Genomic DNA, 18,676 nt, shown 5'->3' on the forward strand with positions numbered 1-18,676 from the left:
ACCATGGGCACCCTCACCCGAGACCACCAGCACACCGCCACCACCCCGGCCGACGACCGCCACACCCCCCACTCCGCCCCCACTACCACTCCCGCCCGACCGACGACCGCCGAACCGACCACCACCCGACACACCGACCGCCCACGCGACGCCGACGGCATGGCGGTGGCCGCCTTCGTGCTCGGCCTCGTCGGCCTGCTCGTCTTCAACCTGGTCTTCGGCCCGTGCGCCATCGCCCTGGCCACCCTCGCCCTCCTCCGCGGCACCCACCGCAAGGGCCGCGCCTTCCTGGGCCTCACCCTGGGCGTCGCCGACCTGGTCGTCCTGTTCTCCCTGCTCGCCGCGAACGACACGGTGACCTGGCAGTTCGGCGGCTAACCGAGGGCCCCGCGCGGGCGTACGGGCGCCCAAGCGACCCGCGTACGCGAAGGCGCCGGCCGCGCAGGGCCGCCCGGCCCGCCCCCGAGCGCGGCCACGCGACAGGCAAGGCCCTACCGCCCGCGCCCCAGGCCGCCGCGCCCCGCCCAAGTCGGCCGAGGTTCCCCCTGACCAGCGGGCCACCACTCACCCGCCCCCTCCACGGCCCACCCCACCGCGCGGGCACCCCCATCCGCTACCCTGTCCTGGGCCGCCCTCGCCGACGGCCCAGACCGCGTGGAGCCCGACGCTCTCGGCCAAGGCCGATGGGGACACGCAAGCCCCGCCTCCGTAGCTCAGGGGATAGAGCACCGCTCTCCTAAAGCGGGTGTCGCAGGTTCGAATCCTGCCGGGGGCACCAGCCAAAAGGCCCCGGACCGATCACCGTCCGGGGCTTCTGGCGTCTACGACGCCCACGCCTGGCACCCACGCCCGACACCAACGGAAGCGATCAGCCAGCCAGCAACACAACACCCCCCGCAACACCCGGCCCACATAGCCACTGGCCCCCGCCCCAGGCTCCGCCCCCGTCTTCGGCCCGCGCCGACCCCGTTCGTCGCCAGGCCCCACATCCACCACCCGCTCGACCTCCCGCCACCAAGCCCGATGTCAGTGGCGGGTGGCAAGCTGCCGGTAGCAGCCGAGGGGGTGGGCCGGTGACCATGCCGAGTAAGTGGAAGATCGCGCAGTACTGGGAGAAGAGTCCGAGGAGGCGCGACTTCGCGCCGCATTTGCAACTTGATGAGCCGTGTTGTTTCGCCTGCGGGTCGTTCGCTGAAAGGTGGAAGCGGAAGCAGGACACTCCCCAGGCCTCGTGGCAGCGCGCCAGCCTCGAACGCTCACACGTCGTCCCGCAGAGCCTCGGTGGGCCGGACGACGCGAGCAACCTGCTGCTGTTCTGTCGAGCGTGTCATCGGGAATCGCCGGACTGGAGAGACCCCGAGCAGATGGTGCGCTGGATCGCGACCCGGGATGAACGCCCCAGCCAGGAGCTTGAGACCTTCATGGCGTGGCTTGCCGCCGCCGAGAGGGCTCCGGACTTCGGGAAGGCCCTGGCCTCCGTCGCCTCCGAGGAGGGGGCAGCCGAGCGGGTGTCCGAGATGCTTCGGGACCTCATAGGGCAGGCGGGGACGCACTTCGGCGTGGGGTACAGCCAAGGCACCCGAGTCGCCGTGCTTCAGGTGGCGGCGGATGAGATCAGCAAGCGGGCACGGCGAGCGGACCGTGAGGCCGAGGAGGCGTGATCGGTCGCCGTCCCGGGAGCCTTCCAGGGCCCCAGGGCAGCCCCCGCTCCCGGCTCAGCTCCCCCCGCCACCCTCGCGAAGCGGGACCAGTCGGTGAACTCCCAGTCCCAGCGGCGGCAGACGCGTTCCTTGGGGAGGTCGGTCTGGGAGGGGTCGAGGAGGAGGAGTTGGGCGTGGCGGCCGTCGCCGACGACGATGGCCAGGAGGTAGCCACCCGGTTGCGTCAGCATGAGGGACATCTCGTTGTTGGTCATGGCGAACCGGGCGTCGGGCCGGTCCACTTTCTTGACCTTGATGCGTACCGGCTGGCCCTGTGGGTCGGTGCCCTCCAGGTCGTAGCCGACGTTCTGGGTGCTGACGTCGCGGAGCGTCCAGCCGAGGTAGTTGAGGTACTCCTTCGTCGCCAGTTCGGCCGCACGCCACCGTTTCAGTACGGACGCCAGGGAGTTGTCCGCGGCGGGGGCCGCCTTCGTGACGCGGATGTCCTCCGCGACGGGGATGCCCTCGGTGGGCGGCGGGGCCGTGGTGGGCGACCCTTCCTGGGAGGTGGCCTCCTGGACGAGTCGGCTCTCGGCCGCGGTGAGCTTGCGGCCGTGGGTGCGGGCCAGTTCCCGGAGGTGGGCGGCCAGGCGCCCGCGGCGCTGACGTGCAGACGATAGCTCCCGACCTTCACACCTCCTCCACGACCCCTGACGGGGTCACCACCCGGCCGGGGCGGTGGTCTACGGCGCCGGCGTGCGGCGTGGGCGTGCGGCGTCGGTGCGAGCCGGGTCGGGCGGCGGCGGGCCGTCCGGCGCGGCCGAGTGGCTGGTTGTCCCCTTGCCCGGGGACGAGGTGATCGGTCCGCTAGGCGGGCTTATTCGACACCTGTCAACATAGGGGCGCGCCGATGGGGTGGGAGGCGGAGGTCTCCGCGCCGCGGCGACGGTCAACGCTCGGCGGGGCCCCGCGGCCTCCCCGATCCGTCGTCACGCCCTCAGGTGCGTACGGAGCGTAAAAGTGTCGTCACGTACGGATCGTCGGGCCCCGTCCACCAGGCAGGGGCCGCTGCCGCGTTCGAGGAGAGCCATGTCGACCACCACGGCCGCGTACGTCCAGGAGTGCGGCGGCGGGAACCCTCCGTCCCCCGCGGGCCAGCCAGCCCCCGGCTGCCGCACCGCGCCGCCCCCGCCGCACGTCGCGGCGGCCCTGCGGCGGGTGCACGGGGAGGTGGTGGACCGGTTCCACGGGCGCGGCTCACCGATCCCCGCGGCCCTCGCCGGTGCCACGGTGCTCGACCTGGGGTGCGGGAGCGGGCGCGACGCCTACGTGCTGGCCCAACTCACCGGCCCCACCGGGCGGGTCATCGGCGTGGACGTGGCGGAGACCCAACTCGAGGTGGCCCGCCGGCACCTGGGCCACCACGCCGAGCGGTTCGGCTACGCCAACGTCGACTTCCGCAACGGCTACCTGGAGGACCTCAGCACGGCGGGCATCGCGGACGGTTCCGTGGACGTGGTGGTCGCCAACCGCGTGGTCAACCTCTCCCCGTGCAAGCCCCGCATGTTCGAGGAGATCTTCCGCGTGCTGCGGCCCGGCGGCGAGTTGCACTTCTGCGAGATCTTCGCCGACCGGCGTATCCCCGCGTCCCTCATGGAGGACCCGGAACTGCTCGGCGAGTGCCTCAGCGGCGCGCTGTACGAGCGGGACTTCCGCCGTCTCATGGCCCGTTCGGGCTGCGCCGACGTGCGGGTGATCGACCGGTGCCCGGCGCCCGTCTCGCACCCGGAGATCGCGCGCAAGATCGGGTACGTGAACTTCTCCGCGCTCACGGTGCGGGCGTTCAAGCTGCCCCTGGAGGACGGCTGCGAGGACTACGGCCAGACGGCCGTCTACCGCGGCACCCTGGAGGGGCACCCGCACGCCTTCGACCTCGACGACCGGCACCGGTTCGCCACGGGCCGGCCGACCCCGGTGTGCGGCAACACCGCCGACATGCTCGGCCGGACCCGCTTCGCCGCGCACTTCGACGTCGCGGGCGACAAGACGGTGCACCGCGGCGCGTTCGCCCCCTGCCCGTCCACCGTCCCCGATCCCGGCGACACACCGGGCGGCGGAGGCGGCGAGCCCGACGGGGCGGGCGGAACCGACGGGGCGGGCGGGGCGGGCGGAGCCGGGGAGGCGGAGGTGCCTCGCTGACGCCCGGGGCCGCGCGGGCAGCCGGCCCGGCCCCGGGGCGACCTCCCCGGCGGCCGGGCCAGGCGCGGCCGGGGCCGCACCGCGTCAGCGCCCAGCACACGTGGGCGTTCGGCCGCGTCGGCGTCCGGCCACGCCGGCGGTCGGCCATGTCAGCGTTCGGCCGCCGTGACCCGCGCCGTAGGGGCGAACTTCGCCCGCCAGGCGAGGGAGACGTACACCAGACCGATCAGGACGGGCACCTCGATCAGCGGGCCGACGACGCCGGACAGGGCCTGGCCCGAGGTGACGCCGAAGGTCGCGATGGCGACGGCGATGGCGAGTTCGAAGTTGTTGCCGGCGGCGGTGAACGCCAGCGTCACGGTCCGGTCGTACGCCAGCCCGATCGCCTTGCCGAGCAGGAAGCTGCCGGCCCACATGAGCGCGAAGTACACCAACAGCGGTACCGCGATCCGGGCCACGTCCAGTGGCTGGGAGGTGATCGTCTTCCCCTGGAGGGCGAAGAGGATCACGATCGTGAACAGCAGCCCGTACAGCGCCCACGGTCCGATCGCGGGCAGTACGCGGGACTCGTACGACTCGCGCCCCATCCGCCGCTCGCCCAGGTGGCGGGTGAGGAAGCCGGCGAGCAGCGGGACGCCGAGGAAGACCAGCACGTTCAGGGCGATCTTCCACAGGGAGATGTCGAGGTGCTCGCCGTCGCCCAGGCCGAGCCAGCCCGGCAGCAGGTCCAGGTAGAGCCAGCCCAGCAGGCCGAAGGCGATGACCTGAAAGACGGAGTTCAGCGCGACCAGCACGGCGGCGGCCTCCCGGTCGCCGCAGGCCAGGTCGTTCCAGATGATGACCATGGCGATGCAGCGGGCGAGGCCGACGATGATCAGGCCGGTCCGGTACTCGGGCAGGTCGGGCAGGAAGATCCAGGCCAGCGCGAACATGACCGCGGGCCCCACCAGCCAGTTGATCACCAACGAGGAGGCCATCAGTCGGCGGTCGCCGGTGACCGCGTCCAGCTTGTCGTAGCGGACCTTGGCCAGGACCGGGTACATCATGACCAACAGGCCCACGGCGATCGGCAGCGAGACCCCGCCGATCTCGACCTTGGCGAGCGCGTCGTCCAACCCCGGAATCGCCCGCCCGAGCCCCAGCCCGAGGGCCATGGCCAGCACGATCCACACGGCCAGGAAGCGGTCGAGGGTGGAGAGCCTGGCGACGACCGAGGTCTCCTGACCGGCTGGCGGGGCGATGTCGACCGGTTCGGCGCGGTTCATGGGCAGGCTCGCTTGTTGTCGGCGGCGGTACGGGCGGATTCGGCCAGCTCGGCGAACTGACCCGCGAGCTGGGTGAGGCACTCGGGGCGCAGCCGGTAGTAGGTGAACCGGCCACACGGCTCGGTGTCCACCACCCCCGCCTCGCGCAGCACGCGCAGGTGGTTGGAGAGGTTCGTCTGCCGCGCCCCGGTCTCCGCCACCAGGTGCGTCGTGCACAGCGTCTCGCGGGCCAGGAGGGTCACGATCCGCAGCCTGAGCGGATCGGCCAGCACCCGCATCAGATCAGTGTCGACTGACGTCATCATGGACTGATACTTTCACATCAGTGGCCGCTGACGCCATCGCCGTCGTTGACGTCTTGCGGCAGCGGGACACCGAGGCCGCCGGGCGCCGTCGTCCTCCACGCCCACGAGACCCACCACGCCCATGAGACCCACGACGCCCCGACGCCTCGACGCCTCGACGCCTACGACACCGCCACGCCCGTCGTCGCTCGCGTTCCGTCGCGAGTCCAGAAAGAGAGCGCCATGCCCGTGAAGCCCTCCGTCCTGTTCGTCTGCGTGCACAACGCCGGCCGGTCGCAGATGGCCGCCGCCTGGCTGACCCACCTGGCCGGGGACCGCATCGAGGTCCGCTCGGCCGGCTCGCGCCCCGGCGCGGCCGTGAACCCCGCCGCCGTCGAAGCCATGCGCGAGGTGGGCGTCGACATGTCCGCCGCGACCCCGAAGGTGCTGACCGTGGACGCGGTCCGGGCCTCGGACGTGTGCATCACCATGGGCTGCGGCGACGCCTGCCCGGTCTTCCCCGGCAAGCGCTACCTGGACTGGACGCTTGACGACCCGGCCGGCCAGGGCATCGAGGCCGTCCGCCCGATCCGGGACGCGATCAGGGTCCTGGTCGAGGACCTGATCGCGGAGATCGCCCCGGGGCCGGCCCAGGGCCGGGGTTAGCCGGAGCGGGAGGCGTCAGCGGGTCGCGCGGCGCGGGCGGGCGGCGCTCACCAGCAGGGTGTCGACGGCGGACGGGCCCTGCCCGGCGGACGGGAGTGACTCCACCACCACGTCGACCAGCCCCGCCGCGTCCAGCAGCGCCGCCCACCGGTGGGGGCGGAGCACCCAGCGGAACAGGGTGGCCGGCTGTCCGTCCGGCGTCCGGGCCGGGATGCGCGCCGGCGCCGGCTCGGCCGCGGCCGGCTCGCCGGTGACGTGCCGGGCCAGGGTGGCGAACACCAGCCGCCCACCGGGGCGCAGCGCCGACGCCGCCACGGGCAGCAGGTCGCGCGGGTCGGTGAAGTCGAGCGCGCCGAAGACGCTGTAGAGCACGTCGTACGCGGCGGGCGCCGCGCGCAACCAGGCCACCACGTCGGCGTGGACGAGGCGCAACCGCGGTGCGAGAGGGGCGTACAGGTCGGTGGCCAGGGCGTGTTGGGCCGCGGAGGCGTCCACCGCGTCGACGCGGGCGGGCCGGTGGTACCGCGCCAGGTGAGCGGCGTGCCGCGCGGGCCCGGCCCCCAGGTCGGCCACGTACAGCGCGGTCAGGTCGCCCAGTACCTCCGCCCCCGGGCCGGTGTCCTGGCCCCGCCCCTGGTCCCAGGTCCAGTGGAAGGCGGCCGGGACGGCGCGTTCCGAGGTCGCGCGCTCGCGGCCGTAGTGGTGCCACAGGTCGGGCGCGGCGCTTATCCGGCCCGCCCGTCGGCCCGGGCGGCCACCTCGTCCGATGCCCGCACGGTAGCCCGCGAGCGGACGAGGTAGCGCGCGTCGTCCCGACCACGCGGGGCCTCGGGCACCCGCCGGCCCGCCGCGTCGTTCGGCGTGGTCACCAAGGTGATCGTCGGCCCTCCCGTGCGGCGCTGGTCACCAGGCTGGTGACGATCCGTCCTGGGCTCCAACCCACCCCGGGCGGCCCGGTTTCCCCCGGCGGCGGCCCGCGCACCCGCCACCGCGCCGAGCGGTGCGTACGTACGGCGGGCCGCGAGCGGTCCTCGCCCGGGCGACACAACGGCCAGCAGCCCCTCGCCCCGGGCGCCGCAGCGGCGGCCAGCGGCCCCTCGCCCGGGCGACCCAGCGAGCAGCGAGCCCGCACCCCCGCCCCTACCTCCCATCCAACGCCCGCCCCTGTCCTGGGCGTTCGGACCCCTAACCGTCGCCGGGGTCGGCGGTGATCTGGTCTGATGACGTCGTGGCAGCCGCGCACCGGCCGCTGTCACGAGGGATTTCCGGTGACCACCACGTGGGAGGACTTCATGCAGGTTGGGCAGCCGAGTCTCACCGCTCGGGGTGCCGCCGCGTTGCGGGCGGCGCATCAGGAGTTGGACGGCGGGGTCGTCTTCGCCGATCCGCTCGCGGTGGCGATCCTGGGTGACTACGCCGACGACCCGCTGTGTGCCGTGGCCTTCGAACCGGGGCGCGAGCCGCTGCGGGTGAGCGTCGCCGCGCGCTCGCGTTGTGCCGAGGACGCGTTGGCCGACGCGGTGCGCGAGCGGGCCGTGCGGCAGGTCGTCGTGCTCGGGGCCGGGCTCGACACGTTCGCGTACCGCAATCCGCACGCGGCCTCCGGCGTGCGGGTCTTCGAGGTCGACCACCCGGCCACGCACGAGTGGAAGCGCCGGCAACTGCTGGAGGCCGGGATCGCGGTGCCCGACGCGCTGACGTTCGCCCCGATCGACTTCGAGGAGTCCAACCTGGCCGAGGGGCTCGCGGCGGCCGGGTTCGACGCCGGGCGGCCGGCGTTCTTCATGTGCCTGGGCGTCGTGCCGTACCTGACGGCCGAGGCGGTCGCCGCCACGTTCGGCTTCATCGCGTCCCTGCCGACCGGTACCGAGGTCGTCTTCGACTACGGCGAGCCCGCGAGCGCCCTGCCCCCCGAGCAGCGCGCCCTGCACGAGCGACGGGCGGAGTGGGCCGCAGAGCAGGGCGAGCCCTTCCACAGCTCCTTCGTCCCCGCCGAACTCGCCGAGCGCCTCCGCTCCTGGGGCTTCGCGGAGACGGTGGACGCGTCCTTCAGCGAGCTGGCCCGGCGGTACGTGCCGGACAACGCGGCGGCCGAGGCGCTGGGGGAGACGGGCGGCCACGTGATGCGGGCCTGGGTCTAGGACCGGGAGGGCGAGCGGGCGGGCCCACGGAACGGCGGGGCGGCGAGCGTTCCATACGGTCAACCCGCCAACCCTCCGCCCCCAACCCGTCAACCCGCCGCCTCCACCTGGCCCGAACCGACAGCCCGCCCAACCCGCCAACCCGCCGATGAAAGTGGCCGGCCCGCCCCGAACCGCCCACTCACCAAGTCGCCAATCCGCCAAACCGCGGCAGCGGGTTGCCGTGTGGTGCGGGGCGGCGGGCGAGTGGGCAGGATCGGAGGCGGGCCGGGCGCGGCGGGCGCCGTACCGAGGGAACGGGGGCCGGGTCATGCGATCGGTACGGGCCGTGGTCGTCGCGGCGGTGGCGGCGTGCGCGCTGGCGCTCGGCGCCTGCGCGGTCGGCGGCGAGGACCGGGCCGGCGCCCCGTCGACCGCCCCGGGCCAGCGGTCCCCCGGCGACGCCCCGCAACCGCCACCGGGTCCCGACCGGGCGTCGCCCGACGGCGCCAAGCCCGGGCGCGACGGGGCGGGCCGCGACGGCGACGGGCGGGACGGGTCCGGCGGGGACGGCGACTCCCGTGGGGGCGCGTTCGCGCGGCCCCCGGCCGACGACCTGTGGCAGCCCGACCGGATGGCCCGGGCGCGACAGCCCCCGCACGCGACCGCCGGCGGCGCCCGGGGCGGCACCGACCGGGTGCCGGAGGCGGTGCCGGCGCGCCAGGTGCCGCGCCCGTACCACCGGAACATGGCGCCGGTCGGCAAGGTCTTCTTCGACCGGCCGGAGGGGCCCACGGTCTGTTCGGGCACCGTGGTGCGCGACCCGGCGCACCCGGGCGCGTCCAACCTGGTGTGGACCGCCGGCCACTGCGTGCACGGCGGGGCGCGCGGGAGCTGGATGCGCAACATCGTGTTCGTGCCCGCGTACAACGACCGGGGCCACCCCGCCGAGCGGCTGGCCGACGCGCCGCCGGCCCAGGTCAGCCCGTACGGCGTGTGGTGGGCCGACTGGTCGCAGACCTCGGACGGGTGGCTGCGGTACGGCGGCACGGGGGACGAGCGGGGTTCGGCGTACGACTTCGCCGTGTTGCACGTGCGGCCCAAACGGGGCGGGGCCTCGCTGGAGGAGACGGTGGGCGCGGCGATCCCGATCTGGTTCGGGGCGCCGCCCGCCGGGCGGATCAGCGGGGTCAGCGCGTACGGCTACCCGGCGGCGCCGCCCTACGACGGGGCGCGGATGTTCCGCTGCGCCGGCCCGCCCGGGCGGCTGGCCGCCGAGGGTGGGGCGCCCGCCCTGTACCGCGTCGGCTGCACGATGACCGGTGGGGCCTCCGGCGGTGGCTGGTTCGTGAGCCGGGACGGGGTCACCATGCTCGTCTCCAACAGCGCGATCGGCTCCACCGCGCACACCTGGCTCGCCGGCCCGCACCTCGGCCGCGCGGCGCGGGAGGTCTTCGACGCGGTCAGCCAGCGGTTCGCCGAGCGCTGAACCTGGCCCACGGGCCGCGCCGGCTCCCCGGTCGGCCCGGCGTACGCGGGGGCGTGGCCCGTGCGCCGGGCGTGCGCCAGCGGGCCGGGGTCGGCCCGATGATCTCCCGTGCCGGGAACGGCCCGTGCGGGGCGTCGCGGCCCCCATAGAATTGCCGAATGACTCCCCCTCCCCTCGATCACGACCTCGGCGACGTCTCCGCGGCGTCCGAGGCACTCGACGCGACCGACGCCCCCGGGGCGGCCGGCCCGTCCGGCGGCCCCGGCGGCCCCGCGAGTGCCGCCGCCGCGCCGGCCACGGGGCAGGCGGACACGGATCGCACCCCAGCCGGGTCCGCGGGCGCGGGGGGCGGCGGGGAGGAGTCGGCGGCCGTCCGCACGCTGCGCCGGGTCTTCGGTTACGACGCCTTCCGTGGCCCGCAGGAGGAGATCATCGAGCACGTCGTCGGCGGCGGCGACGCGCTCGTGCTGATGCCGACCGGTGGCGGCAAGTCGCTGTGCTACCAGATCCCCGCGCTGGTGCGCGGCGGCGTCGGCGTCGTCATCTCGCCGCTGATCGCGCTCATGCAGGACCAGGTCGACGCGCTGCGCGCGCTCGGCGTGCGCGCCGGCTTCCTCAACTCCACGCAGGACTTCGAGGAGCGGCAGGTGGTCGAGGCGTCGTTCCTCGCCGGCGAGATCGACCTGCTCTACCTGGCCCCCGAGCGGCTGCGCACGGAGTCCACACTGCGGCTGCTCGACCGTGGCCAGATCTCGCTGTTCGCGATCGACGAGGCGCACTGCGTCGCCCAGTGGGGCCACGACTTCCGGCCCGACTACCTGGCCCTGTCCGCCCTGCACGAGCGCTGGCCCACCGTGCCGCGCATCGCGCTCACCGCGACGGCCACCGAGGCCACCCACGAGGAGATCGCCGTACGGCTGAACCTCAAGGACGCCCGGCACTTCGTCGCCAGCTTCGACCGGCCCAACATCCAGTACCGCATCGCGCCGAAGAACGAGCCGAAGAAGCAGCTCCTCGCGCTGCTGCGGAGCGAGCACCCGGGCGACGCGGGCATCGTCTACTGCCTCTCGCGCGGCTCGGTCGAGAAGACCGCCGAGTTCCTGGTGCGCAGCGGCATCGACGCGCTGCCGTACCACGCGGGGCTCGACTCCCGGGTGCGCGCCGCCAACCAGGCCAGGTTCCTGCGCGAGGACGGCGTGGTCATGGTCGCCACCATCGCGTTCGGGATGGGCATCGACAAGCCGGACGTGCGGTTCGTCGCCCACCTCGACCTGCCCAAGTCCGTCGAGGGCTACTACCAGGAGACCGGCCGCGCCGGGCGCGACGGGCTGCCGTCGACGGCCTGGCTCGCCTACGGGTACCAGGACGTGGTCCAGCAGCGGAAGATGATCGATGGCTCCGAGGGCGACGCCGCCCACCGGCGCCGGCTCGGCAGCCACCTGGACGCGATGCTCGCGCTGTGCGAGACGGTCGAGTGCCGCCGGGTGCACCTGCTGGCCTACTTCGGGCAGAAGTCCACGCCGTGCGGCAACTGCGACACCTGCCTGACCCCGCCCGACTCCTGGGACGGCACGGTCGCCGCGCAGAAGCTGCTGTCCACGGTGGTGCGCCTGGACCGGGAGCGGCGCCAGAAGTTCGGCGTGGGTCAGATCGTGGACATCCTGCTCGGCAAGAAGACCGCCAAGGTGATCCAGCACGACCACGACGCGCTGTCGGTCTTCGGCATCGGCGCCGACCTGCGCGAGTCCGAATGGCGGGGCGTGGCACGGCAGTTGCTGGCCCAGCGGCTGCTGGCGGTCGAGGGTGAGTACGGCACGCTGGTGCTCACCGACACCAGCGGCGAGGTGCTCAGCGGCCAGCGCAAGGTGCCGCTGCGGCGCGACCCGGAGCCGGCCAAGCGCGCGCCCAGGGCCGAGGCCAAGGGCGGTGGCGGCGGCTCGCGGCGGGCGGCGCCGGTGGACCTGCCGGAGCCGCTGGTGCCGGTCTTCGAGCGGCTACGGACCTGGCGGACGGCGATCGCGAAGGAGCAGGGCGTCCCGGCGTACGTGATCTTCCAGAACGCGACGTTGCAGGAGATCGCCGCGAGCGCCCCGAGCACGCTCGGCGAGCTGGGCGCGATCTCCGGCGTCGGTGAGAACAAGCTGGCCAAGTACGGGCAGCCGATCCTCGACGTGCTGGCCGAGCTGCGTGCCGACGGCACCCTCCCGGCCGACGGCGGCCTTGATCACGACGCTGGTGGCGACACTGGTGACAGCGCCGGTAGCGGCGCCGGGGCGGGCGCCGGGGCGTCGGCCCAGCCCGCGCGCGCGGCGGCTCCGCGCGGCGGCCAGGCGGCGGGCGCGCGGGCGAGCGGCCCGGGCGCCGGCCCGAGCGGGAGTGGCGCGGGGCCCCGCGCGGCGGCGGCCGAATCGCTCTACGACTGGCCGGACGAGGAGCCCGAGCCGGAGCCCCCGTTCTGGGACGAGGGCGCGTAACGGGCCGAGCGCCCGGCGGGGCCGGCCGGGGCGGCGTACGACGCGACCCGGCCGGGCCCGGTGGGTGCCGCCCTGTCGAGGACGGCGGCCGGGCCCGGCCGGGTCGTGGTGCGCGGGCCGGCGGCCGGGGGTGCGTGGCGCGCCCGGGGCCGCGGGGTGCGTCAGGCCAGCAGTTCGGCCTGGAGCGTGATGTTCTTGACGCCGGCCAGCGCCTGGCTGACCGGGCAGTTGGCCTTGGCGTCCGCCGCCGCGGCCTGGAAGTCCTCCTCGGACAGGCCGGGCACGCGGGCCTTGACGGTCAGCACGATGCCCGTGATGCCCTCGCCCGGCTGGAAGGTGACGTCGGCCCGGGTGTCCACCGACTCGACGGTGAAGCCCTTGCCGGCGAGGCCGTGCGAGAAGGCCATCGAGTAGCAGGAGGAGTGCGCCGCCGCGATCAGCTCCTCGGGGCTGGTGCGGCCGGCCGGCTCCTCCGCGCGGGAGGGCCAGCTCACGTCGTACGTGCCGAGCTTGGAGGAGTCCAGGGCGACGGTGCCCTTGCCCTCCAGCAGGTTGCCTTCCCAGTGCGTCTGTGCCGTGCGCGTCGTTGCCATGCGGATGCTCCCGGGTTCTCAGCGTAAAAGCGGTGTGCGCTGCTCAGCTTAGGGGCGCGACGGTGTCGGGCGGGGTTGCTCCGGCCGGCGATCGGGCAACGCCTGGCGTACGGCGTTCCCGCGCGCGTGACGGGGCGGGGGCCGGGCCGGTGGGCGCGTGGCCCGGAGGGGGCGGGTTCGGGTCCCGGTTGACCCTCACCTCGCGTCAGGCTCCAGGCTTTTCCCGAACGGGAGGTCACCACCATGAGCTATTCAGTCGGGCAGGTCGCCGGCTTCGCGGGGGTCACGGTGCGCACCCTGCACCACTACGACAAGGCGGGGCTGCTGACGCCGAGCGAGCGCAGCCCGGCCGGTTACCGGCTCTACGGCGACGCCGACCTGGCCCGCCTCCAACAGATCCTCTTCTACCGCGAACTCGGCTTCCCCCTCGACGAGATCGCCGCCATCCTGCGTGACCCGCAGGCCAACGCGCTCGACGCGCTCCGTACCCGACACCGCGAACTCACCGCGCAGATCACCGCGTTGCGGCGGCTGGTCGAGGTCGCCGAGCAGGCCATGGAGGTGCGGCGCACGGGCGTCCAGCTCTCCCCGCGCGAGCGCTTCGAGGTGTTCGGGGAGGTGGCGTTCGACCTGAGCTACGCCACCGAGGCGCACCTGAAGTGGGGCGCGAGCGAGGGTTACCAGCAGGCGATGGCCCGCGCCGCCGAGCACACCAAGGAGGACTGGCGGCACCTGATGGCGGAGGCGGCCGAGTGGCGGAAGCGGCTGCTCGACGCGTTCGACCGGGGCGTGGCGCCCGACGGGGAACTGGCGCTGGAGCTGGCCGAGGAGCACCGCCAGCACATCGCGCGGTGGTTCGCGCCGTGCCCGCCCGAGATGCACTGCCGCATCGCCGACGACTACCTGGCCGACGCCCGCGCGTTCGCGCTGGTCGTGCCGCCGGCCGAGCAGCGGCCCGGGCTCGCCGAGTTCCTGCACGCGGCGGTGCGGGCGGGCGCCCGGCGCCGGCGGGGGTGACGCGGCGATGAAGATCCTGATCATGGCCGCCGGCTCGCGCGGCGACGTCGTCCCGTACACCGGTGTCGGCGCCAGGCTGCGCGCGGCGGGCCACGAGGTCACGCTCGCCACGCACGCGCCGTACGCGCGCGCGGCGGCCGACGCCGGCCTGGCCTTCCGCCCGCTGCCGGCCGACCCGCGCGGCGGGGACGCGCGCGAGGGCATGGGCGAGGACGAGGGCGCGGGCGGGAGTGGGGGCGCGAGCGGCGGTGGGGGCTCGGCGCCACGGGGGCGGCGGGCGCTGTTGCGGACCGCGTCCGCCTTCGTCGGGCGGCTCGGGCAGGGCATGGTCGACGCCGCGGAACCCGGCACCGACCTGCTGCTTCTGTCCACCACCACCGCCCCGCTCGGCTGGCACATCGCCGAGGCGCTGGAGGCGCCCAGCCTGGGCCTGTATCTCCAGCCGACCGCGCCCACCGGGGACTTCCCACCGGTCGTCGGCGGCACCCGGTCGCTGGGCCGGTGGGGCAACCGCGCCGCGGGAAGGCTCGCGCTGCGCGTGGTGGACCGTATCCACGCGGACGCCGCCCGCGACCTGCGGCGCCGGCTCGGGCTGCCGGCGGCCGAGGCGCGCGCGGTGCGCGGGGCCCGGGAGGCGGCCCGGTGGCTCGTGCTGCACGGGTTCAGCCAGGCGCTGGTGCCCCGGCCACGGGACTGGCGGACGGGGCTTGAGGTCACCGGCAACTGGTGGCCGCACCTGCCCGCCGACGCCGCGCTCCCCGTCGAACTCGCGGACTTCCTCGCGGCCGGCCCGCCCCCGGTGTTCGTCGGCTTCGGCAGCATGGGCGGCGGCGCCGGCGAGCGGCTGAGCGAGCTGGCCGCGCGGGCGCTGCGCGACGCCGGCGTGCGGGGCGTGGTGCAGGCGGGCTGGGCGGGCCTGGCCGCGCACGGCGACGACGTGCTGACCGTCGGGGAGGTGCCGCACGCCCTGCTCTTCCCGCACGTGGCGGCCGTGGTCCAGCACGCGGGGGCCGGCACCGCCGCGGCGGCGGCCCGCGCCGGCGTGCCGACGGTGCCGGTGCCGGTCCTGGCCGACCAGCCGTTCTGGGCCCGCCGCCTGGCGGCCAGCGGCGCGGCCACGCCCCCGATCCCGTTCGCGGAGCTGACGGCGGAGCGCCTCACGGCGGCGATCACCACGGCCGTACGGGAACCGGCGCCGCGCTCCGGCGCGCAGCGGCTCGCGCGCGCGATGGCCACGGAGGACGGGGCGGGGGCGGTGCTCCGCGCGGTGGGCGCGCTCGCGGCGGCGGGCGGATAGCGCGGGGCACGGAGGGGCGGGGCACGGAGGGGGCGGGGTGCCGGCGGGCGGAGCGGGGGGCCGCCCGCCGGCGGGCGGGGGCGGTTTCCGACCGCGTGGCGTGTCCTTCGCGTCGACTTCTCGGCGCGCGGGTGCCCGGCGGCCGGGGGCACTTCCCCCGCGGGCGGCTGGGCCCCAGGATGTGTCGCCGAGGGCGCGGGGCGGGCCGCCTCCGGCGACCGCCGCCGCGCGGCGACGAGCGTGCCAGCGGCTCGCCCAGGTCCCCGGAACCAAGGAGCAGCGGCCATGTCCGTGCCGGACGAGAACACCACCGTCGTGATCGTGGGCGCGGGCGTCGCCGGCCTCACGCTCGGCACCTTCCTGCTGCGCGGCGGCGTCGACTGCGTCGTACTGGAGCGGCGCGAGCGCGCGTACGTCGAGCGGCGGCAGCGCGCGGGGGTCGTCGACTCGCGGGCGGTGCGCATGTTCCGCGCGTGGGGCCTGGCCGACCGGGTCGTCGGCGGCGTTCCCCTGGAGCCGGTGCTGCACTTCCGCCTCGACGGCGAGCCACGACCCTTCCGGTACGCGACCGACGGCCACGCCGACGCCCGCCTGTGCCCCCAGCAGGTGCTCGTACGCAACCTCATCGACGTGTTCGTCAGCGACGGCGGCGACCTGCGCTTCGGGGCCGAGGACGTGGAGCTGGCGGACATCGCCGGTCCCCGGCCGCGCGTGCGCTACCGGGACGGCGCGGGCGTGACCCGCACTGTTGGCTGCGACGTCGTCGCCGGCTGCGACGGCGAGCACGGCGTCAGCCGGACCAGCGTCCCCGCCGGGGCGCTGACCAGCTACTCCCGGAACTTCGGGTACGCCTGGCTGTCCGTACTGGCCGATGCCCCCGCCAGCCGTCAGACCACGATGGCGATTCACGACCGGGGCTTCGCCAGCCAGTTCCCGCGCGGCCCGGGGGCGAGCCGCTGCTACCTCCAGTGCCCGCTGGACACCGTCGTCGAGGAGTGGTCGGACGATCGGGTCTGGGGGGAGATCGAGACGCGCTTCGGGGAGTCGGTCGCCGCGCGAGGGCCGATCACCAGCAAGACGCTGGTGCCGCTGCGTAGCGTCGTCCACGAGCCGATGCGCCACGGCCGCCTGTTCCTGCTCGGCGACGCCGCGCACGTCGTGCCGCCCACGGGCGGCAAGGGCATGAACCTGGCCCTGCACGACGCCGGCGTCCTCGCCACGGCCATCCTGGCGTGGTCCACGGAGCGGGACCCGAGCCTGCTGGAGGCGTACTCCGCGACCTGCCTGAGGCACGTGTGGAACTACCAGGCGTACGCCGCGTGGGTCACCGACCTCGTGCACGACGCCGGGGACGCCTCCTACCGGGGCGCGTTCCGGCACCGCCTGGCGCGCGCCGAGTTCGAACGCCTCTTCGACTCCGAGACCGCCGGCCGACTCTTCGGCGAGTTCCTCACCGGCCTGAACTGAGACCGCCCGCTCGCCCCACACCGTCCACCGCCCCGGCCCGCGTGCGGCCGGGGCTCGGGCGGGGCGCCTACTCCATGTTGTCGGGGCAGGGCGTGCCGCGCGGGAACTGGTAGGGCGCGCCGATCCGGTACGTCCCGGCGTGCGGCGCGTGCAGCACCGTCCACTCGTCCTCCGGCTGCCCGTCCTTGGCCTCCACGACGCGCTTGGTCAGGCAGCCTTTGAGGTTGACCGGCGCGCCGCCGTCGACGTCGGACTTGGGCGCCTTGATGCGGTCGCCCTTGCGGTCCACGAGGCCGAGCCAGGGCGAGTACGGGACGCGGATGAGGACCGGGCCCGGCTCCTTGACGGTGAGGGTGAGCTGGTCGGGCTCCGCGCTCACCAGCTTGCCGGGCGGCTCGGCCACCGGCGTCGGGTCCTCGACCTTGAACAGCTTCCAGCTCGCGTTGGACCAGATCTCCTCCAGGTACGGCAACCCGTCGAAGATCAACTCCGCCTCCTTCTCACCGGCGGTGTCCACCTTGCCGGTCGGCAGGACGACGTAGTGCACGGCCCAGCGGTTGAGCCAGGCGCGGTAGCTGTGCGGGGTGAGCGTGTCGTCGTAGAAGATCGGGTTGCGCTCCAGGTCGGCCTGGCGGTTCCAGCCACGGGCCAGGTTGACGTAGCGCAGCAGGGCCGAGGACTCGCGGTGGCTCTTGGCCGGCACGACCTCGACCCGGCCCTGCTCCTTGGCCTTGACCTGCTTGAGCTGGTCCAGCATGGGCGCCAGCTCACGGGCCCAGGCGGCGGACGGGGTCGTGTTGACGATGTCGTCACCCGACTTGAAGCCCTGCCACACGGTGAGGGCCACCAGCGCGGTCACCAGCGCCGTCCACTGCCGGCCGGCGCGCAGCAGCTCCGCCCGGCGGGGCCGGGTGTACTCCGACAGCGCGGCGACCAGCACCACGCCGCCGAACAGCATGCCGAGCCGGGTGATGTTGCTGCCGATCTGCGAGGGGATCAGCCAGGTGAGGAGGACGGCGAGCGAGTACAGGCCGCCGACGAAGCGCACCGTGCGCCAGCTCTTCGGGCAGAACACGACGGCGCCGATGCCGGACAGCAGCGGCAGGATCGTCGACGGGAAGGTCATCGGCTGCTCGCCGGAGAACGGGAACAGCCACCAGGACAGGGCCACCACGATGGTGGGCGTGACCCCGAGCGCGTAGGCCGCCCAGCGCCGCTTGGTCAGCCACAGGGCCGCCGCCACGATGCCCACGAACAGGCCGGCCACCGGGCTGCCCATGGTCGCCAGGGCCGCCAGCAGCGCGGCCAGCAGCCAGCGAACGACCCGGTGCAGGGCCCGCGTGGAGCGCCACCGGGTCGGCCAGGCGAAGATCACGGCGAGCGCGCCGAGCCCGAACATCGTGCCGAGCCCGAACGTCACGCGCCCCGATATCGCGTTGCAGACCAGCGCGAACGCCGCGTACAGCGCGGGCCACATCGGCCTGCTCACCGCGCGGCTGCGCACCAGGAGCAGCGCCACGAGCCCCGCGGAGAGCGTGCCCGCTATCACCATCGTGGTGCGGACCCCGAGCACGGCCATCAGATAGGGCGAGATCACGCTGTACGAGACGGGGTGCATGCCCCCGTACCAGGCCAGGTTGTACGCCGAGCCGGGGTGCTGGAGGGCGAACTCGGCCCACGCGTCCTGCGCGGCCATGTCACCGCCGCTGTTGGCCACCACCAGCACCCACACCAGGTGCAGCAGGCCGGCGAAGATCAGCGCGGCGGGAACGGGTCGCCAGAGCGCGAGGGCGATTCGGCGAAGCATGCCTGGCCGCTCCAGGGTGTCGACCGAGCCGCCTTCGCCCTCCCCCGACCGCCGCTGTGCGGGTACGCGTATCTGTCCCGTGGCGCTCGCGTCTTCCTGGTCCGTCCGCGCCGGATCAACGGTGGTCACTGCAGCTCTCCCCGTCTGCCCCGAGGGTCATCCCCCATCTTCAGCGCTCTTCGGGCTGGTCTGCCACCCGATGGTCTCGCGCTGGTCCGCGATGGGGCGCGTGCGATGACAGGCCCGGTCGGACCGTGGCGACGCTAGCACGACCGCACCCCCTGCTCTTCCCGGATCGGCGCGTGACCTCGGCTTTCGCCGACTCTTCACCGTCCGGCTGTGCGTAAGGTCACCGCGT

Annotated in this window: 17 protein-coding genes and 1 tRNA gene; 11 read left to right on the forward strand and 7 right to left on the reverse strand. The window is 74.6% G+C overall.

Going from position 1 to position 18,676, the window contains the following annotated elements:
* The first annotated feature begins 3 nt into the window (after positions 1-3).
* From H7H31_RS12435 to H7H31_RS12445, 3 genes are all read left to right on the forward strand, one after another.
* Positions 4-378 (forward strand): DUF4190 domain-containing protein, encoded by a 375-nt coding sequence (locus tag H7H31_RS12435; protein WP_232109808.1) that lies wholly within the window; start codon positions 4-6, stop codon positions 376-378.
* Positions 379-702: 324 nt separating this feature from the next.
* Positions 703-778: transfer RNA gene (locus H7H31_RS12440), tRNA-Arg, on the forward strand.
* Between the two features lie 301 nt (positions 779-1,079).
* A complete protein-coding gene (locus H7H31_RS12445) occupies positions 1,080-1,661 on the forward strand; it encodes an HNH endonuclease (protein WP_187059918.1) in 582 nt (193 codons plus the stop codon).
* On the opposite strand, the gene H7H31_RS12450 is transcribed toward H7H31_RS12445, so the two are convergent.
* Positions 1,595-2,290, reverse strand: a complete 696-nt coding sequence (locus H7H31_RS12450; RefSeq protein WP_187059920.1) for a protein NO VEIN domain-containing protein — start codon at positions 2,288-2,290, stop codon at positions 1,595-1,597. The two genes, H7H31_RS12445 and H7H31_RS12450, sit on opposite strands and share 67 nt — an antisense overlap.
* A 439-nt stretch (positions 2,291-2,729) precedes the next feature.
* Here H7H31_RS12450 and H7H31_RS12455 point away from each other — a divergent pair, with 439 nt between their 5' ends.
* Entirely contained in the window at positions 2,730-3,839 is a 1,110-nt protein-coding gene (locus H7H31_RS12455) for a methyltransferase domain-containing protein (RefSeq protein ID WP_187117906.1), read from the forward strand.
* A gap of 149 nt (positions 3,840-3,988) precedes the next feature.
* On the opposite strand, the gene arsB is transcribed toward H7H31_RS12455, so the two are convergent.
* Both arsB and H7H31_RS12465 read right to left on the reverse strand, forming a co-directional pair.
* Positions 3,989-5,104, reverse strand: coding sequence for an ACR3 family arsenite efflux transporter (gene arsB / locus H7H31_RS12460; protein WP_187060183.1), 1,116 nt, complete (start codon positions 5,102-5,104; stop codon positions 3,989-3,991).
* Positions 5,101-5,409 (reverse strand): ArsR/SmtB family transcription factor, encoded by a 309-nt coding sequence (locus H7H31_RS12465; RefSeq protein WP_176163624.1) that lies wholly within the window; start codon positions 5,407-5,409, stop codon positions 5,101-5,103. Before H7H31_RS12465 ends, arsB begins: the two co-directional genes overlap by 4 nt.
* A gap of 222 nt (positions 5,410-5,631) precedes the next feature.
* On the opposite strand from H7H31_RS12465, the gene H7H31_RS12470 reads away from it, so the two are divergent.
* A complete protein-coding gene (locus H7H31_RS12470) occupies positions 5,632-6,054 on the forward strand; it encodes an arsenate reductase ArsC (protein ID WP_187060184.1) in 423 nt (140 codons plus the stop codon).
* Between the two features lie 15 nt (positions 6,055-6,069).
* On the opposite strand, the gene H7H31_RS12475 is transcribed toward H7H31_RS12470, so the two are convergent.
* The gene (locus H7H31_RS12475) at positions 6,070-6,783 is read right to left on the reverse strand and encodes a class I SAM-dependent methyltransferase (RefSeq protein ID WP_187060186.1); all 714 of its coding nucleotides are present in this window, start codon (positions 6,781-6,783) and stop codon (positions 6,070-6,072) included.
* On the reverse strand, positions 6,780-6,923 hold the full coding sequence (locus H7H31_RS12480; RefSeq protein WP_187060185.1) for a hypothetical protein: 144 nt from the start codon (positions 6,921-6,923) through the stop codon (positions 6,780-6,782). The genes H7H31_RS12475 and H7H31_RS12480 overlap by 4 nt, the downstream gene beginning before the upstream one ends.
* 399 nt (positions 6,924-7,322) lie before the next feature.
* Here H7H31_RS12480 and H7H31_RS12485 point away from each other — a divergent pair, with 399 nt between their 5' ends.
* The 3 genes from H7H31_RS12485 (at position 7,323) to recQ (ending at position 12,137) form a co-directional block, all read left to right on the forward strand.
* A complete protein-coding gene (locus H7H31_RS12485) occupies positions 7,323-8,195 on the forward strand; it encodes a class I SAM-dependent methyltransferase (protein WP_232109809.1) in 873 nt (290 codons plus the stop codon).
* Positions 8,196-8,505: 310 nt separating this feature from the next.
* Complete coding sequence (locus H7H31_RS12490; protein ID WP_187060456.1) at positions 8,506-9,663, forward strand: trypsin-like serine peptidase; 1,158 nt, start codon at positions 8,506-8,508, stop codon at positions 9,661-9,663.
* A gap of 158 nt (positions 9,664-9,821) precedes the next feature.
* The gene (gene recQ, locus H7H31_RS12495) at positions 9,822-12,137 is read left to right on the forward strand and encodes a DNA helicase RecQ (RefSeq protein WP_232109810.1); all 2,316 of its coding nucleotides are present in this window, start codon (positions 9,822-9,824) and stop codon (positions 12,135-12,137) included.
* 161 nt (positions 12,138-12,298) lie between these two features.
* On the opposite strand, the gene H7H31_RS12500 is transcribed toward recQ, so the two are convergent.
* Positions 12,299-12,730 (reverse strand): OsmC family protein, encoded by a 432-nt coding sequence (locus H7H31_RS12500; protein ID WP_187060457.1) that lies wholly within the window; start codon positions 12,728-12,730, stop codon positions 12,299-12,301.
* Between the two features lie 243 nt (positions 12,731-12,973).
* On the opposite strand from H7H31_RS12500, the gene H7H31_RS12505 reads away from it, so the two are divergent.
* The 3 genes from H7H31_RS12505 to H7H31_RS12515 all read left to right on the forward strand — a co-directional run bounded on the left by H7H31_RS12505 (position 12,974) and on the right by H7H31_RS12515 (position 16,511).
* Positions 12,974-13,747 (forward strand): MerR family transcriptional regulator, encoded by a 774-nt coding sequence (locus H7H31_RS12505; protein WP_187060458.1) that lies wholly within the window; start codon positions 12,974-12,976, stop codon positions 13,745-13,747.
* Positions 13,748-13,754: 7 nt separating this feature from the next.
* Complete coding sequence (locus tag H7H31_RS12510; RefSeq protein ID WP_187117907.1) at positions 13,755-15,044, forward strand: glycosyltransferase; 1,290 nt, start codon at positions 13,755-13,757, stop codon at positions 15,042-15,044.
* A 285-nt stretch (positions 15,045-15,329) separates the two neighbouring features.
* Entirely contained in the window at positions 15,330-16,511 is a 1,182-nt protein-coding gene (locus tag H7H31_RS12515) for a 4-hydroxybenzoate 3-monooxygenase (protein ID WP_187062330.1), read from the forward strand.
* Between the two features lie 67 nt (positions 16,512-16,578).
* Here the strand turns inward: H7H31_RS12515 and H7H31_RS12520 are convergent, their stop codons facing one another.
* Complete coding sequence (locus H7H31_RS12520; RefSeq protein WP_187062331.1) at positions 16,579-18,447, reverse strand: MFS transporter; 1,869 nt, start codon at positions 18,445-18,447, stop codon at positions 16,579-16,581.
* Positions 18,448-18,676 lie beyond the last annotated feature (229 nt).

This window comes from Streptomyces buecherae (assembly GCF_014295035.1).
Classification (GTDB): domain Bacteria; phylum Actinomycetota; class Actinomycetes; order Streptomycetales; family Streptomycetaceae; genus Streptomyces; species Streptomyces youssoufiensis.